Genomic DNA, 16,484 nt, shown 5'->3' with positions numbered 1-16,484 from the left:
CAACCTAAACCTGTTCCACGCGTTTCTCGCCAGCTTCGTCTCATCCCTTTCGGAAAGCCCTTCATGACAACGCTGACAACGCCTCTCGCCGAAAGCGGACGCTCCTCCGGAGGTTCCCAGAACACGGGCCTTTCAGACCGCTCGATTTTCGCGCTCGCCGCCCTCAACTTTTTCCTTGCGGACGCCCGTGACGGGCTTGGACCGTTTCTGGATGCATTTCTTGCGACCAATGGATGGTCAGCGATGCAACTGGGCGTCATCGCCACGGTCGGTGGCCTCATCGGGCTCGCTGCCACGCCGCTCTGTGGCGCTCTTGTCGATGGATCGACGTGGAAACGGACACTGATTGCCGTGCCGGTGGTGCTGGTGACGCTCGGTGCGTTGATCACGCTCATCTTTACGAATGAGGCCGTGGTCTGGACCGGGCAGATCATGACGGCAGTCGTTGGTGCCGTTGTCGGTCCGGCTCTTGCCGGTTTAACATTGGGTCTGGTTGGCGAACGGTTGTTCTCCCAGCAGATTTCGCGCAACGAGTTCTGGAACCACGGCGGTAATTTTGTCTCGCTGTTTGCGACCTACTTCGCTGTCACCGCTTTCGGCATTTCCGGCGTGATCGGTCTTATGGTCGCAACCGCCATCGGCGCCCTCGCCGCCGTTGTGGCCATCGATCCCAAACGCATCGACCATAAGGTGGCGCGCGGCCTGGGCCATGATAAAGGCGAGCCGGGACCATCCGGCTTCAAGGTCCTCTTCAAGGAGCGTGGACTGATCTTGTTGTCCATTATCCTTCTGATTTTCCACTTCGGTAATGCACCCATGGGACGGCTGATCGCGCAAAACTTCGCGATCGAGCTCAACACACCCTTCCGCACCACCGCGATCATCACCGGTGTCGCACAATTTGCCATGATCTTCGTGGCGGCGCTCACCCCTTGGCTTATCCGTCGTTTCGGGCTTTCGGCGGTGTTCATCATCGCGCTATCAGCTCTACCCATCCGTGGCGTGCTCGCAGCATCCTTCAGCGATTTCTGGGTCATCTATCCTGTTCAATTGCTAGACGGTATTGGAGCCGGTCTTCTCGGCATCGCGACCCCGATTGCCGTTGAACGCATCTTGAAGGGTACCGGACGCTTCAACGTCGGGCTCGCCAGCGTTATGACCGTACAAGGCATCGGCGCTTCCCTCAGCAACGGTGTAGCCGGCTGGTTGACCACGGCCGGCGGTTACGCGCTATCCCACCTTGTTGGGGGCGGTATTGCAGCCATCGCGATCGTTCTCTTCCTGATCTTCAGACACGATATAGCGCCCAGCCAGGAAGAAGCTAAAGCAAAGGTTTGATACAAAAAAGGAAGCCGTGGGCTTCCTTTTTTCAGTTCAGAGATGAATGATCAGCCAACAAATGCGCGTTCGATAACGAACTCCGCAGGCTTGTTGTTCGCCCCTTCATTCAGGCCTGCCTGCTCCAGAAGTGTCTTTGTATCCTTCAGCATGGCGGACGATCCGCAGATCATTCCACGATCAATTGCGGGGTCGAACGACGGCACACCGAGATCCGCAAACAGCTTGCCATTCTCGATAAGGTCAGTGATGCGACCCGTGAAAGCGTAGTCTTCGCGCGTGACCGTTGCATAATGCTTCAGTTTATCGCCGACCAACTCGCTGAGGAACTCATGGTTCTTGATTTCTTCGACGAGATCGAAGCCGTATTTCAGCTCTGCCACGTCACGGCACGTGTGGGTGAGGATGACCTCCTCGAACTTTTCATAGGTTTCGGGATCACGGATCAAGCTGGCGAAGGGCGCGATCCCCGTTCCTGTCGAAAACATATAGAGGCGCTTGCCCGGCGTCAGAGCATCCAGCACCAGCGTGCCTGTCGGCTTCTTGCGCATCAGCACGGTGTCGCCGGGCTTGATCTGCTGCAAATGTGAGGTCAAAGGGCCATCCGGCACCTTGATGGAAAAGAACTCAAGTTCCTCATCCCAAGCGGGGCTGGCGATAGAGTAGGCACGATAGACAGGCTTATCGCCAACCATCAGGCCGATCATGGCGAATTCACCTGAACGAAAACGGAAGCCGGCAGGACGCGTCATACGAAAACGGAACAGGTGATCGGTATAGTGCTCGACCGAAAGTACCGTTTCGGCGTAAACGCCATCGGGGATTTTCGCCGAAAATTCTTCCGTTTTGGCTGGAGCGTTCATTCTCTATCCGTCCATTTCACGTGATATGCAATAGTGTCAGCTGGGGCAATAAACCATCCGGACCTGCTTTTGAAGGTACAGGATTGTCATTGGTGATATGCGCGCGGAAATTCGTGTCAAAAACTCATATTTCTACGCAATGTCTCAGCCTGCTTTTTGGCGACGCCAGCTGTAGGCTTCTCCAACCGCCGATGGTTTCGCCGTCGGCTGGTAATAGACGTCGATTGCGGGCAGACGATTTTCTGACAGACGATGGATCGCAGTCTCATTCGTCACCGCAAAGCTTGTAAAGCCGGTGCGCAGCATCAGCGGCACCTGATCGATCAACACGTCACCCACCGCCCGCAACTCGCCCGGATAGTTGAGGCGGGTTCGCAACAGAGACGCGTGGCTGAAGCCGCGACCATCGCTGAACGCCGGAAAGCTGACAGCAACCAGGGCAATGCGGTCGATGAAGGGACGCAGCTTTTCGACGTCATCCGCCGGTGTCACGAGAACACCAAGACCGATATCATTGCTTTCCTCGGCGCGCGAAATGAAGGCATCGAGGCTCAGAACCGCCTGTTGGCCGTCCTGCGCCGTGACCTCTTCGGTCTCGATGACCCACGGATCGTTCTCCACGAAGCCGCTTTCGTTCCAGATTTTCGTCATCCTGCTGTTCCTTATGCGGCTGCGGCGGCTGCCGGATAGAGCGCTTCCTTGAAAGGCTGCGCGCCGACGCGGCGATAGGCCTGAAGAAACGTCTCTTCTTTCGACAAGCGCAGGCCAAGGTAAGTATCGACGATGGTCTCCACCGCGTCCGTTACCTTCTCCGGCTCAAAACCACGACCGATGATTTCACCGATGGACGAGTTCTCGTCGCCCGATCCACCCAGCGTGATCTGGTAGAGTTCAGCGCCCTTCTTTTCTACACCGAGCAGACCGATATGGCCGACATGATGGTGGCCACAGGCATTGATGCAGCCGGAAATCTTGATCTTCAGTTCACCAATCTCGGCCTGACGTTCCGGCGAACCAAAGCGATTGGAGATTTCCTGCGAGACCGGAATAGAGCGCGCATTGGCCAGCGCGCAATAATCCAGGCCCGGACAGGCGATGATATCGGTAATCAACCCGGCATTCGCAGTCGCGAGACCTGACCCCAGAAGGGCACGATAGACGGGTTCCAGATCGGCCAACGCCACATGCGGAAGAATGATATTCTGTTCGTGGCTGATGCGAATTTCATCAAAAGCGTATTCTTCGGCGATGTCGGCAATCAAATCCATCTGCGCGTCGGAGGCATCGCCGGGAATGCCGCCAATGGGCTTCAACGAAACCGTCACCATGCCGTAATCCGGGTTCTGGTGCGGCTGGACGTTCTGGTCCACCCAGCGGGCAAAATCCATATCTGCCTTTTTCCAGCGAGCCAGACTTTCCCATCCCTCAGGACGCGCCTTCAAATCCGGCAGCGCGAAATAGGACGTGATGGCCGCGATATCGCCATCTGGCAGTTTCAGCTCACCATTTTTCAGCTGAGCAAATTCTGCTTCTACCTGACGCGCGAGCTCCTCAGCACCCGTTTCGTGAACGAGGATCTTGATGCGCGCCTTGTACTTGTTGTCGCGACGGCCGTGCAGGTTATAAACACGCATGATCGCAGTCGTGTAAGACAGCAAATCTTCTTCTGGCAAGAAGTCGTTGATCTTTTTGGCGATCATCGGTGTTCTGCCCTGCCCGCCACCGACATAAACGGCAAAGCCAATGTCGCCCTTTTCGTTCTTCTTCAAATGCAAACCGATGTCATGCACCTGAATGGCAGCGCGATCCTTCTCTGCACCCGTGACGGCAATCTTGAACTTGCGTGGCAGGAAGGAAAACTCCGGGTGTACGGATGACCATTGACGCAGGATTTCCGCATAGGGGCGCGGATCGGCAACTTCATCGGCCGCAGCGCCGGCAAAGTGATCAGCCGTGACGTTGCGTATGCAATTGCCGGATGTTTGCAATGCGTGCATTTCGACGCTTGCCAGTTCAGCCAGGATATCTGGTGTATCAGCAAGGCGCGGCCAGTTGTATTGAATGTTTTGGCGCGTGGTAAAGTGGCCGTACCCTCGATCGTACTTGCGAGCGATATGCGCCAGCATCCGCATTTGCTTGGCATTCAGGGTGCCGTAGGGAATGGCGACGCGCAGCATATAGGCATGCAGCTGCAAATAAACGCCGTTCATCAGGCGCAGCGGCTTGAAAGCGTCTTCCGCCAGCTCACCTGAAAGGCGTCGTTCCACCTGATCGCGGAATTGCTCCACGCGACCTTGGACAAAAGCGTGGTCGAACTCGTCGTAGCGGTACATGATATTCCTCAGACTGCAATGAACGCCGCGTCGGCTGCCTTGAAGCCGTCGGCGTATGGAATGGTTGGGCCAGCAGCGCGGATGCGTTCACGCAGGCGTGTCGGCCACAACAGGCCGTTCTCTTCGGTCACGTCGACGATGTTCACATCCACCACCTTATTGGCGGAAAAATCGCGCTTGCCAATCTCTTCGAGCGAGGCTTCCGCCTCAGCGTGACGGGCAACGAGCGCTGACTGGAGATCTTCGTTCCAGACACCGTTCGCATCGAGCCATACGGCGATGCCGTCATCGAGACGGTTGGCTGTCAGAACCTTGTCAACCATTTGCATACTCCTGCTTTGGATCAGAAAGGACATCGGTAGATGCCAACGCTTCCGACCGTTCGAAATTCGCACCCGCAACTGCATCGCCGATGATAACCATGACCGGACCGGTCAGTTCGTCGCGATGTTCCAGGTCGGGTAGATCCTTTAGTGTCCCATGCATAAGGCGGCGATAGGACCTGCTGGCATTTTCGATGACAGCAACCGTCGTATCTCCATTAAGGCCAGCATTCATCAGCCGAGTTGCCACTGATGCGGCGACCGAACGGCCCATATAGACCGCAATCGTCGCACCCGACACCGCCAGACGCGCCCAGTCCGGCAGGATGTCTCCCGCGAGATCGTGACCGGTGGTAAAAATCAGCGAAGACGCAACGCCACGCAGCGTCAGCGGCAATTCAAAATCGGCGGCAGCCGCAAACGCTGAGGTGATGCCCGGCACGATCTCGTAACCAATGCCGGCCTCCCGCAACGCCGCCATTTCCTCGGCTGCACGACCGTAGACAAGCGGGTCGCCGGACTTGAGACGGACAATGCGCTTGCCCTCCTCACCCAATGTCACCAAAAGCCTGTTGATGTCGGACTGCGATTTCGAGTGACAGCCCTTGCGCTTGCCGACCGAAAGGCGCTCTGCATCGCGTCGGCCCATGTTCACGATTTCCTGTGGTACCAACGCGTCGTAGACAATGACATCAGCCTGCATCAGGACGCGCTGGGCGCGCAATGTCAGCAAATCTTCGGCACCCGGACCCGCGCCGACCAGCCAGACGTAGCCTTCAGGACGCTCGGGCGACGCCAGCAGATGTGCAGCAGCGTCATGCGCCGCGTCGATATCGTTCAGGGCAACGGAATCGGCGACGCTGCCAGAGAAGAAACGCCGCCAGAAATTTCGACGCAAAGCACCCTTGGGGATATTCTGTTCAGCCGCATCCCGGTACTCGATCGCCAGACGGGCAAGCCGACCAAGAGACGGCGCCAGCATCTGATCGATCCGCGCACGGACGATCTGACCCAAAACCGGCCCCGCACCTTCGGTACAGATGGCAACGGCAAGGGGCGCGCGGGACACCAGGCCCGGTGTGTAGAAGTCGCAGTAACCGGGCTGATCCACGGCATTTGCGGGAATTGATCTAGAACGAGCAGCATCGACAATCTGACGGTCGAGCGCTTCTTCACCGGTCGCCGCAAAAACGAGGACCATACCCTCAACGAGTTCCGGCGAAAAAGGCAGCAGGTGATGCGTCACATGTCCCTGCCCCAGCAAGGCCGCGTAGTCATCCTGCGGAGCGTCGGCAAACGCGCGAATATCAGCGCTTGTGTTAAGCAGAAGACGGACCTTGGCGAACGCCTCATCGCCATTTCCAAAAACCGCGACGGGACGCTTCTCCACCTTGAAAAAAGCAGGAAAAGTCGTAAGCCGATGGTCAGCTTTGTCTGGGGCGTTCGTAAGCATACCCATACTTATGTCCGATCATGCGTCAGGATTGAAGGTACAGAAATTCCATTGCTATATTGCAGTAGATTTTTATTTCTCGGCAAGCGCTGATTTGGAGGAAAAGCGACCGGTGGCTCGAATTCGTCACACTGTTGTAATTCCAACTATTATCTACAAATTTTGTGCATTTTTCTGGCGATATTTGCTGTCGAATGCCCAATGATGAGGCTCCAATTGAACAGGAACATACCTTGACTGAACACACGATCGCCTCTCGTCTTCTCGATGTCATCGAGAACGATATTCTGCCGCTGACCAAACAGGGCGTCGCACTGGGCAACAAGATCTTCGGCGCCGCAATATTGCGCAAATCAGACCTGTCGCTCGTGGTGGCGGAAACCAACAATGAGCTGGAAAACCCCTTGTGGCATGGTGAAGTCCATACGCTGAAGCGCTTTCATGAATTGGGTGAAAAGCCGGATCCTAAAGAGCTGATCTTTCTTTCCACCCATGAACCCTGCACAATGTGTATGTCAGCCATAACATGGGCCGGGTTCGATAATTTCTATTCTTTCTTCAGCCATGAAGATTCACGTGATGCCTTCGCTATCCCGCATGATCTGAAAATTCTGAAAGAAGTCTTTGGACTGGAGCCAGGCGGCTACAGGCGCAGCAATGCGTTCTGGACGTCGTATTTCGTCACCGATCTGGTTGAGACCGAAGAGGCGCAGCGCAAGATATATCTTGAAGATCAGGTCGCCCGTATCAAGAAAATTTACGCAGACCTGTCGGCAAACTATCAGTCCTCCAAGGCTGAAAATGAAATTCCCCTGAACTGAACCAGCAGCAGAAAGCAGCCAGCATATGGAACCCTCGAAGGATATCTCCCGTCTCATCGAGATAATGGAAGCATTGCGGCAACCCGAAACGGGGTGCCCTTGGGATATCGTGCAGACGTTTGAAACGATAAAGCCCTACACAGTCGAGGAGGCCTACGAGGTCGCCGACGCCATAGAGCGCAACGATTTGGACGATCTGTGCGAAGAGCTTGGCGACCTGTTGTTGCAGGTGGTGTTTCATTCCCGCATTGCCGAGGAAATGGGTGCGTTTTCATTTGGCGATGTGGTCGAGGCCGTGACATCGAAAATGATCCGCCGCCACCCGCATGTGTTTGATGTCTCTGACGCTGACACGCCGGAATCGGTTAAAATCCAATGGAATGTTATCAAGGCTGAGGAGAAGCGGGAACGTGCCGAGCGTCGTGCCGCGCGCGGAATGACCGAGGATTTCAAAACCGGGTTTCTGGGATCGATCCAGCGCACGCAGCCATCTCTGACGGAAGCGTTGAAACTTCAGGAACAGGCGGCACAGGTTGGCTTCGACTGGTCGGCACCCGAGCCCATCCTTGATAAAATCGAAGAGGAAATCGCCGAACTGCGAGAGGCTCTGGCGTCGGGCAAACCGGAAAAGGTAACCGACGAACTGGGCGATCTGCTATTTGCCCTCGTCAACGTGGGGCGTCACGTCAAGACAGACCCGGAAAACGCCCTGCGCGGCACCAACACCAAGTTCCGCCGCCGCTTCCGCCACATCGAGACATCGCTCAGCGAAAATGGCGAAACGCTCGAGGCGGCAACACTGGAGCGGATGGAGGAACTGTGGCAATCGGCAAAGGCGATCGAGCGCCAGATTGAGCCGTAGGGAGCCTATCAGCTCGCGTGCCTCACATCTTGCGGGCGTTCGGCATCCCCCTCGCTGTAAACGGTCAGCCTGTCCCGGCCGGCGGCTTTCGATGCGTAAAGCGCTGTGTCGGCACGTTTCATCAGAGCCAGCGGAGAACAGCTTTTGCCTTCGCAAACGGCAAGCCCCATGCTGAGTGTTGCGACGACTTTCTGGTCTTCTATGGAATGCTTGATCGAACTGACCATCTGCCGAATCGTTTCGGCAAAAGTTATTGCGTCGGCGTCGTCCTTTGCAGGAATATAGAGGATGAACTCCTCTCCACCGAAACGGGCGAAGCTTTCATTCGGACGAATGCGGTTCGCCAATTCTTGAGCGACCCGGATCAGGATTTCGTCGCCTGCCAGATGTCCAAAGCCGTCATTGATGCGCTTGAAGTGATCGATGTCGATCATCACGATTGTATCACCTTGGCGCATCAGCTCTGGAAGACGGGAGGAAAACGACCGCCTGTTCGGAACGCCCGTCAAGACATCGAGACCGACAAGCCGCTGTAACCCCTCCTCCGCGCGTTCCTTCACCAATGCCAGAACGAAGACGGCAATGGCAAAATGGCAAATGATGGAGATGAAGAACGCGTTTCGTGGGGAGACATACGCAATGCTTGGAAAAAGAATACCGATGGCAATCAAGACGCTGAGGAACGAAGCAAACATGATCGTTGCTGCAAGCGCTTTTCGAACCGGAAGCGGCTCGACGATCCGATCCGCAAAAACAGTGAAGGCTGCGGCGAATAGCAGAGACGCTGCCGTAATCTGAAAGACAATCGTCCGGATTTCGGTCGAGTGGTATCCGCCTGTAACAAGCAAGGTGACACAGACGGCGACGGGCAAGCATAACACGAACCATTCGCGGCGCCTCAGGCGTTGCCGACTAATTCGGCACATTCCAATCCAGAAGATGGAATATCCGACCAACCCGGCAAAGTTACCGGCTAAGGATAAGGCATCGGTGTAATCCGCGAAAATCTTGCCGATTCCGAGCAGTGTTGTTGCCATCGCGACCAGAAAGAAACCCGCAGCCAGAAACCCGAGCCCCACACTTTCACGCGACTGGGAGCGTACGTATAAAAAGCAAAGCCCAGCCACAAAGAAAGAAAGCTTGTGGAGCAGCATAACGGTATTGAGATCTAAAGCTTGCATATTCATCAGCTCGTGAGAACGAGCCGATGGTATCACATGGATTTCATTACGAAAGTCTAACTAAATAGTGGTGATTGATGGAATCAAAAACTTATCAGAACCTGGTAATAAACCCTGAAATAGCAAATTTTCCCAATCTCAACCGGAAAGTTAGAGCAAAATCGCGGCTCGCCTTGCTTTTTATAGGAAAACTCCAATGCGCGCGGAACCGGATTTCTAGGCTTCACTCTCTTCTGACGTGGATTTGTTCGGGTGACCAAGTCTTCTGTCCAGTTCAAGCGCTTGCGGGTCTGAAAGACGAACGTCCAGCGTGACAGAGCCGTCTTCGTTATCCTGGCGTCCATCGACGATGGCATTGCTATAGACCCATGACAGCAGGTGAAGCTGATCGACGTCGAGCACAACAGAACTTGTCACCAGAACGCCTGAGAGCCGCTGCGAGATTTCGTCCATCAGGGCATCGACGCCCTCGCCTGTGATGGCCGAGACAGCGCGGACGTTGGCGCGTCCTTCAGCCTTGTGCATGATGGCGTCGTGCGTTTCCTGATCCAACCTGTCGACCTTGTTCCAGACTTCAATGATCCGGGTATCGGCGACCTTCTCGTCGATTCCGAGATCGTTCAGAATGCGAAGAACGTCAGACGATTGCGCACCATTATCAGGATCAGCCATGTCGCGCACATGAAGGATAAGGTCGGCCTCCAGAACTTCTTCCAGTGTCGCGCGGAACGCTGCGACCAGGTGAGTCGGGAGATCGGAGATGAAACCCACCGTATCGGACATGATGACGGTACGACCATGCGGCAATTTCATGCGGCGCAATGTCGGATCGAGCGTGGCAAAAAGCATGTCTTCAGCCAGCACACCAGCGCCAGTCACGCGGTTGAAGAGAGTTGATTTTCCGGCATTGGTGTAACCGACAAGCGCCACGATTGGATGCGGCACCTTGCGGCGCTTGGCGCGATGAAGTTGGCGCGTGCGAACGACCTGCTCCAGTTCGCGCTCTAGTTTGACGATGCGATCCTGCAGCAAGCGACGGTCAGCTTCGATCTGCGTTTCACCGGGGCCGCCCATGAAGCCAGCACCACCGCGCTGTCGCTCAAGGTGGGTCCAGCTTCTGACCAGACGACCTTTCTGATAATTCAGATGGGCAAGATCGACCTGAAGCGTGCCTTCTTTGGTAGAGGCGCGACGGCCAAATATCTCCAGAATGAGACCGGTGCGGTCTATGACTTTGGCGTTCCACTCTTTTTCGAGATTGCGCTGCTGAACAGGCGTCAACGGATGATCGATGATGACCAGCCCGGAATCGGTTTCGTCCAGAAGCTGACCGATTTCCTCAATCTTCCCGCTGCCGAACAGCGTACCCGGGCGTGGCTGGTTGACCGGCACGATCAAGCCTTGAGCCACGTGAAGGTCAATGGCAAGCGCCAGGCCCTTGGCTTCTTCAAGTTTCGCTTCCATCGAACGGGGGGGCGTCGTCGCGGAGGCTTCCTGTGGCGCACGCCCCTGCTTCAAGACCGGGATGATGACAACGGCGCGCATGTCATCCCGACGCTTTTCCAGTTCCGGGATGATGGATTCATTCGATGTATCGCGTGTAGAAATGTGCCCGCACCTTTCGGATCGTAAAGAAATCGCTCCATCAAGATATAAGAGCGCATGCGCCGAAAAACAACGGAACCTAGCTCAAGGTTCCGTTGTCGGTATAATCATGACTGTCGTATTGTCGTCGTGGCCGCTAATTCAAGCGGCGCCTTCTTCCGATTCAAACATCTGCATCGGCTGGCCCGGCATGATGGTCGAAATCGCATGCTTGTAGACGAGCTGGGAGTGTCCGTCACGGCGAAGAAGAACACAGAAATTATCGAAGGATGTCACCACACCCGTCAGCTTAACACCGTTAATGAGAAATATTGTCAGCGAAATCTTCTGCTTGCGAACTGTGTTCAGGAAAAGATCTTGCAGGTTTTGAGAACGTTCCGCCATGGCGCCGCTTCTTTCTTTTTTGCCCGGATGGGAGACCGGGAATGCATAATCAATAATAGGATCGGCCGAACCGCGTCCCCGTGTCAGCCGATCAGCAACTCTGGTATCAAATCACGATCTGTTCCGCAATGTCGAAAAACTTACCCGGATTTACGAGGATGAGCTTTTTTGCTTCATACACAATATTTTAGAAATATTGAATTGATACTCGGAATAGCTGTTCCACCTCACGCACTGCATCCGATGACGCAAACAGGACAACGCGATCTCTCGCCTTGATTTTGGTCCCGCCGTCCGGGCGTATCACGGTTTTGTCCCGATAGATGACGCCGATGCGAACACCATCCGGCAACTCCATATCGCGAAGCGCCTGCCCCACCAGAGGCGACGTATCCAACGCTTCGGCCTCGATAATTTCGCCATTGCCGCGTTGCACCGCATAGACGGAACGAATGCGACCTTTCCGAACATGTTGCAGGACACGAGAAATGGTGACAGCACGCGGATTGATATAGGCATCCAGACCCAAAGACTTCGCGACATCGTGAAATGATGGGCCGTTCAGAAGTGCGAGATTGGATTTGCAACCAAGTTGCTTCGCCATGACAGCGCCCAGAATATTGGTCTGATCGTTGTTGGTCAGCGTCACGATCAGGTCTGCATCCTGAATATCCGCCTGGTGGAGGATTTTCTGGTCCAAAACCGATCCATTCAGCACGATTGTCGAGTTGAGTTTCTCGGATGCCGCGATGGCGCGTTCGCGGTCGGCCTCAATGATCTTTACACGCGTTTTCGGCTGAACGTCTTCGATGCAGCGCGCCACATATTGGCCGATGTTACCGCCGCCTGCTATAACGATCCGGGCTGCTTCCTTCTCCTCGTGGCCGAAAAGACCAAGCGTACGGCGCGCGTGTTGGCGCTGGCAGATCACGTAGGCCAGATCACCGGTACGCAGCTGCTCCGACGAATCGACGGCTTTCAGATGTCCGTTGCGATAGACACCCACAACCGTTGCAATCAGGTCTGGGAAGAGATGGCTGAGCTGCTGCAAGGGCGTATTGACGACAGGGCAGTCTTCCATGCACTCAATGGCCAGCATGGAGACATTGTCGTCCGCAAAACGCACCACATCCGTCGCGCCCGGGAACGCGATACGCCGCAGCACCATCTTGCCAACTTCGATCTCGGGTGAAATCGTCACATCGATGGACATGTTTTCGCGGCTGAACAGATCGCCATATTCCGGCTGGAGGTAGCTCTGGTCACGGATGCGAGCGACCTTCGTGGGCACACTGAACAACGCGTGCGCGACTTCGCAGGCAACGATGTTGATTTCATCGTATAGCGTCACGGCGATGATCATATCTGCCTGATCGGCACCCGCTTTCGCGAGCATGTCCGGGTGCGAGCCATGCCCGACATATCCGCGTACATCCAGCGTTTCGGTGATGGTTGCAATCAGAGCGGCTGAGGTATCGATAACGGACACCTCGTTATCTTCCCGCGACAATTGCTCCGCAATGCCGTAACCCACCTGGCCTGCGCCGCAAATGATGACTTTCATACGCTCTCTCTACAGGCCAGAACAGCAAATTCAGGATCGTCAGACGCCAAGCGACTTCAGTTTCCGATGCAAAGCAGAACGCTCCATGCCGACAAATTCCGCCGTGCGGGAAATATTGCCGCCAAACCGGTTGATCTGCGCCACCAGATAATCCCGCTCGAACATTTCACGCGCTTCGCGCAAGGGAAGCGTCATGATGTGCTGGTCGCCTTGCGCCGCGATCTTCGGCAGCATGTCGCCAATATCGGCAGGCAGCATATCGGCAGAAATCGGCGTCTCGACATTATCGGGGCGTGCAAGAATCATGAGCCGCTCGATATTGTTGCGAAGCTGGCGGATATTGCCCGGCCAGTCGTGCGTCTGAAGCACGGCCATCGCGTCATCCCCGATCTTGCGTGGCCGAATGCCCGCCTGTTCGGAAATCTGGCGCATGAACATATCGACAAGAAACGGAATATCTTCGCGACGTTCTGAAAGGGCCGGAACCTTAACCGGAACCACGGCAAGACGGTGATATAAATCTTCACGAAACAGCCCGTCGGCAATCAATCCTTCCAGATTATGGGCCGTGGACGAGATGATACGCACATCCACCTTCACGCGCTTGCCGCCACCGACACGCTCGAATTGCTGGTCGACAAGCACACGCAGGATCTTGTTTTGCGTTTCGCGTGGCATTTCTCCGACTTCATCCAGATAAAGAACGCCGCGATGCGCCTCTTCCAGCGCGCCCACCTTTCGTGGCTGACCAGGAAGGCCTTCGGTGCCGAAAAGCGCAATTTCCATGCGGTCAGGCGTGATCGTCGCGGCATTCAGAGCAACGAAGGGTCCGGTCGCCCGCGAGGACTTCTTATGGATCATGCGCGCCACGAGTTCCTTGCCGGAACCGGATGGACCAAGAATCATGATGCGGCTATTGGTCGGCGAAACACGGTCGATGGTTTGGCGCAGCTGCGAGACGGCGAGCGATGCGCCGATAAGCTCGACGGCATCTCCGGCGCGTTTTTTCAGCTCTGAAACCTCGCGTTTGAGCTTGGAGTTTTCAAGCGCCCGCTCGGCAATCAGAATCAGACGGTCGGCTTTAAACGGCTTCTCGATAAAATCAAAGGCGCCGCGCTTGATGGCATTGACTGCCGTCTCGATATTGCCATGACCCGAAATCATCACGACGGGAAGCTCGGGATGACGGCTCTTGATCTCGTCCAGCAGCGCCAGACCGTCCAGCTTGCTACCCTGCATCCAGATATCGAGAAAAATCAGCCTGGGAACGCGCTCGGAAATCGCCGCCAGCGCACTGTCGCTGTCGAAGGCCATCCGTGTCTCGTGGCCTTCGTCGGACAGAATACCGGCTACGATTTCGCGGATATCCGCTTCGTCATCTACGACCAGAATATCAGACGCCATATGCAACTTCCTTGTCTCTCTCGCTGAGCGCCACTTCGACACGCGGCAGCAGCACTCTGATCATGGCGCCATGGCCTTGATCGAAATCGGTCGGCGCATCATGCAATTCCAGATGACCGCCGTGTTCTTCAATGATCTTCTTGACGATGGCCAGACCAAGGCCTGTGCCCTTCTCGCGCATCGTCATGTATGGCTCTAGGATGCGATGACGGTTTTCGACTGGCAAACCACGACCATTATCAATCACATCTGCGATAAACCGGTTGTTTTCCTCATCAAAAGACGCCCTGACCAGGACTCTCCCTTCGCGAGGCGCATCGCTCGTTTCAACCGACTCGATCGCCTCCGTGGCATTTTTGATGAGATTGCCAAAGGCCTGCTCGAGCATGCGTGAATCAAACATCCCCTCAAGCGGCTCATCGCCCAGTTCGGTTGCGAATTTGACATGCGCTGCACCCATTTCCCTGAGGAATGTGGCGTCCTTGAGGATTGTCCGCAAATCTGACATCTCCTTGGTCGGCTTGGGCATGCGCGCAAAGGCAGAGAATTCGTCCACCATGCGACCGATATCGCCAACCTGGCGCACAATCGTGTCTGTGCACTGATCGAACACCGCCCGGTCTGTTTCATCATGTATCTGCTTGCCGAAGCGACGTTTGATGCGCTCTGCCGAAAGCTGAATCGGTGTCAGCGGATTTTTGATCTCATGCGCGATTCGCCGTGCCACTTCCGACCATGCGGTCGAGCGTTGGGCGATGACGAGATCGGTGATGTCATCGAGCGTAATGACGTAGGATTCGTGGCCATCACGAGCATCCTCCCGCGTCACCTGAACGTTCAACGTGCGCTCCTTACCGCGCCTGATGATGTTGATCTGGTGTCGGAAATCCATCCGTGCGGACGCTGCGGCTTCCGTCACAACATGCTCGATTTCAGGGGCGATCTCGACCAGCGGTGAACCCACCAGCTGTTCGGAGGAGACAGCCAGAAACTCTTCTGCCGAGGGGTTGGCAATCGTGATGTTGCGATATTCGTCGACGCCGATCACAGCCGCCGTCACCCCCGATAGCACCGCCTCGATGAAGCGACGGCGATTGTCGATATCATCCTTGGCCTCGATGATTTCGTCCTGCTGGCTGCGAATTTCACCAATCATCTTGTTGAAGGTTCGCGCAAGTCTACCGACATCTCCATCGGCTGCACGGACGGGTACAAGCACATGCATGTTGCCCATAGCGACACTGTCGGCCGCACTGATCAGAAGGCGAATGGGACGCACGATACGGTCCGCAACGGCGATGGCGGTCCAGATGGCAGCAAGAAGAACGATGAGCGCGAAACCGAGATAGAGAATCGCAAATGCAATTTGCAATGGTGCACGGCCCGCCTCCATCGCGTTATACTCTGCACGGTTTTCCTCCATCAGCCGCATGGCAGACATCACCTTCGGATCAACAGCACGCACGGTGTAAAGAAACGTTCCGCCGATGCCCTCAAGTTTGATGATGGCGCCAACGAGATTGGTGACACCGGGAGGAATGAGGGTAGGCTGACCAGCACCAGCCTTTTGCAGGGCATCCTGCGGAATGGCTGGAAGGGGGCGCTCTGTCTTGATGTCGGCCTGGACGACCGCATCGCCATCCTGTTGCACGAGAAACGCGCCGAGCAGCCCGCGGCCCTTGGCCTGCCGCGTCATCAGCTCGACAAAGCCAGTGCGGTCAAGATAGAAAAGTGCGCGGTTGCGGTCGAGGTCAGTCGCCATGGACAGCGTCTGGCCCTGCAAATAGCCAGCATTTTCGAGCATATAGGCTTGGGCGATATTGCTGGACGAATCGACGATGGCCTGGGTGCGCAGGGCAAACCAACGGTCGAGACCGACATTGAGCGTAATACTCGCAAAGATCGCCACCAGAACGGCGGGGGTAATCGCGACGATGGAGAAGAGAGCGACGATTCTCACATGCAGGCGCGCCGCCGCCCTGCCCCGTCGCCGCGCTTTCATGAGACGATTTATTTCGCGACCGATGAGGTACATCAGTCCGATGACGAACAGCGAATTGATGATGACCGAAGCGATGACCACGTTTGTCGTCGGCGCAATCGGGGTCAATCCGAGCAGCACGAACAGGGTCAACATCGCACAGATCAGCGCAACGCCGGCGAGTACCAGTCCGGGGAAGGCAAATGACATCCGCCGGTCGGCAATGACTATATCGGCCGACGCACGGTCGGAAACCTTATCGGCGACAGGTTTGCGCATCGATCATTTCCCAAGCCGCTTTATGCGACATTATCGTCTTGCAAGAGAGAACGCCGCTCTTCGACGAATCCGGACGCTCCCGTGATTTTCAAG

The 16,484-nt window shown here is 55.7% G+C and carries 14 protein-coding genes; 3 read left to right on the top strand and 11 right to left on the bottom strand.

Translation table 11 applies throughout. From position 1 onward, the window contains the following. Window positions 1-63 precede the first annotated feature (63 nt). Window positions 64-1,338, top strand: a complete 1,275-nt coding sequence (locus tag EKM04_RS05100; RefSeq protein ID WP_183896848.1) for an MFS transporter — start codon at window positions 64-66, stop codon at window positions 1,336-1,338. Window positions 1,339-1,388: 50 nt separating this feature from the next. On the opposite strand, the gene EKM04_RS05095 is transcribed toward EKM04_RS05100, so the two are convergent. From EKM04_RS05095 to cysG, 5 genes are all read right to left on the bottom strand, one after another. Continuing rightward, window positions 1,389-2,201, bottom strand: coding sequence for a ferredoxin--NADP reductase (locus EKM04_RS05095; RefSeq protein ID WP_183896847.1), 813 nt, complete (start codon window positions 2,199-2,201; stop codon window positions 1,389-1,391). Window positions 2,202-2,345: 144 nt separating this feature from the next. Beyond that, a complete protein-coding gene (locus EKM04_RS05090; protein WP_174153215.1) occupies window positions 2,346-2,852 on the bottom strand; it encodes a DUF934 domain-containing protein in 507 nt (168 codons plus the stop codon). A gap of 11 nt (window positions 2,853-2,863) precedes the next feature. Beyond that, window positions 2,864-4,534 (bottom strand): nitrite/sulfite reductase, encoded by a 1,671-nt coding sequence (locus tag EKM04_RS05085; protein WP_183896846.1) that lies wholly within the window; start codon window positions 4,532-4,534, stop codon window positions 2,864-2,866. 8 nt (window positions 4,535-4,542) lie between these two features. Continuing rightward, complete coding sequence (locus tag EKM04_RS05080; RefSeq protein WP_174153213.1) at window positions 4,543-4,857, bottom strand: DUF2849 domain-containing protein; 315 nt, start codon at window positions 4,855-4,857, stop codon at window positions 4,543-4,545. Further along, window positions 4,850-6,310, bottom strand: a complete 1,461-nt coding sequence (gene cysG / locus EKM04_RS05075; RefSeq protein ID WP_183896980.1) for a siroheme synthase CysG — start codon at window positions 6,308-6,310, stop codon at window positions 4,850-4,852. Before cysG ends, EKM04_RS05080 begins: the two co-directional genes overlap by 8 nt. A gap of 233 nt (window positions 6,311-6,543) precedes the next feature. On the opposite strand from cysG, the gene EKM04_RS05070 reads away from it, so the two are divergent. Both EKM04_RS05070 and mazG read left to right on the top strand, forming a co-directional pair. After that, window positions 6,544-7,131 carry a tRNA-specific adenosine deaminase gene (locus tag EKM04_RS05070; protein WP_183896845.1) on the top strand — a complete coding sequence of 196 codons (588 nt, stop codon included), beginning with the start codon at window positions 6,544-6,546 and terminating at the stop codon, window positions 7,129-7,131. 25 nt (window positions 7,132-7,156) lie between these two features. Beyond that, window positions 7,157-7,993, top strand: a complete 837-nt coding sequence (mazG, locus tag EKM04_RS05065; protein WP_183896844.1) for a nucleoside triphosphate pyrophosphohydrolase — start codon at window positions 7,157-7,159, stop codon at window positions 7,991-7,993. 8 nt (window positions 7,994-8,001) lie between these two features. Here mazG and EKM04_RS05060 read toward each other — a convergent pair whose 3' ends face one another. The 6 genes from EKM04_RS05060 to EKM04_RS05035 form a co-directional block, all read right to left on the bottom strand. Next, window positions 8,002-9,174, bottom strand: a complete 1,173-nt coding sequence (locus tag EKM04_RS05060; protein ID WP_174153210.1) for a GGDEF domain-containing protein — start codon at window positions 9,172-9,174, stop codon at window positions 8,002-8,004. 216 nt (window positions 9,175-9,390) lie between these two features. Continuing rightward, window positions 9,391-10,719, bottom strand: a complete 1,329-nt coding sequence (gene hflX, locus EKM04_RS05055; RefSeq protein WP_234910973.1) for a GTPase HflX — start codon at window positions 10,717-10,719, stop codon at window positions 9,391-9,393. A gap of 201 nt (window positions 10,720-10,920) precedes the next feature. Further along, window positions 10,921-11,163, bottom strand: coding sequence for an RNA chaperone Hfq (gene hfq, locus EKM04_RS05050; protein ID WP_003496145.1), 243 nt, complete (start codon window positions 11,161-11,163; stop codon window positions 10,921-10,923). A 187-nt stretch (window positions 11,164-11,350) separates the two neighbouring features. Beyond that, window positions 11,351-12,727 (bottom strand): Trk system potassium transporter TrkA, encoded by a 1,377-nt coding sequence (gene trkA, locus EKM04_RS05045; protein ID WP_183896843.1) that lies wholly within the window; start codon window positions 12,725-12,727, stop codon window positions 11,351-11,353. Window positions 12,728-12,766: 39 nt separating this feature from the next. After that, window positions 12,767-14,131, bottom strand: a complete 1,365-nt coding sequence (gene ntrX / locus EKM04_RS05040) for a nitrogen assimilation response regulator NtrX (protein WP_174153208.1) — start codon at window positions 14,129-14,131, stop codon at window positions 12,767-12,769. Beyond that, window positions 14,121-16,391: a sensor histidine kinase NtrY-like gene (locus EKM04_RS05035; RefSeq protein WP_183896842.1), complete on the bottom strand. Its 2,271-nt coding sequence runs from the start codon at window positions 16,389-16,391 to the stop codon at window positions 14,121-14,123. The genes ntrX and EKM04_RS05035 overlap by 11 nt, the downstream gene beginning before the upstream one ends. Between the last annotated feature and the right edge of the window lie 93 nt (window positions 16,392-16,484).

Origin of the sequence: Rhizobium skierniewicense Ch11 (assembly GCF_023757665.1) — a bacterium.
Lineage (GTDB): Bacteria > Pseudomonadota > Alphaproteobacteria > Rhizobiales > Rhizobiaceae > Agrobacterium > Agrobacterium skierniewicense.
Note: the sequence above shows the minus strand (reverse complement) of the source record. Positions and strands in the feature narration are given on the sequence as shown.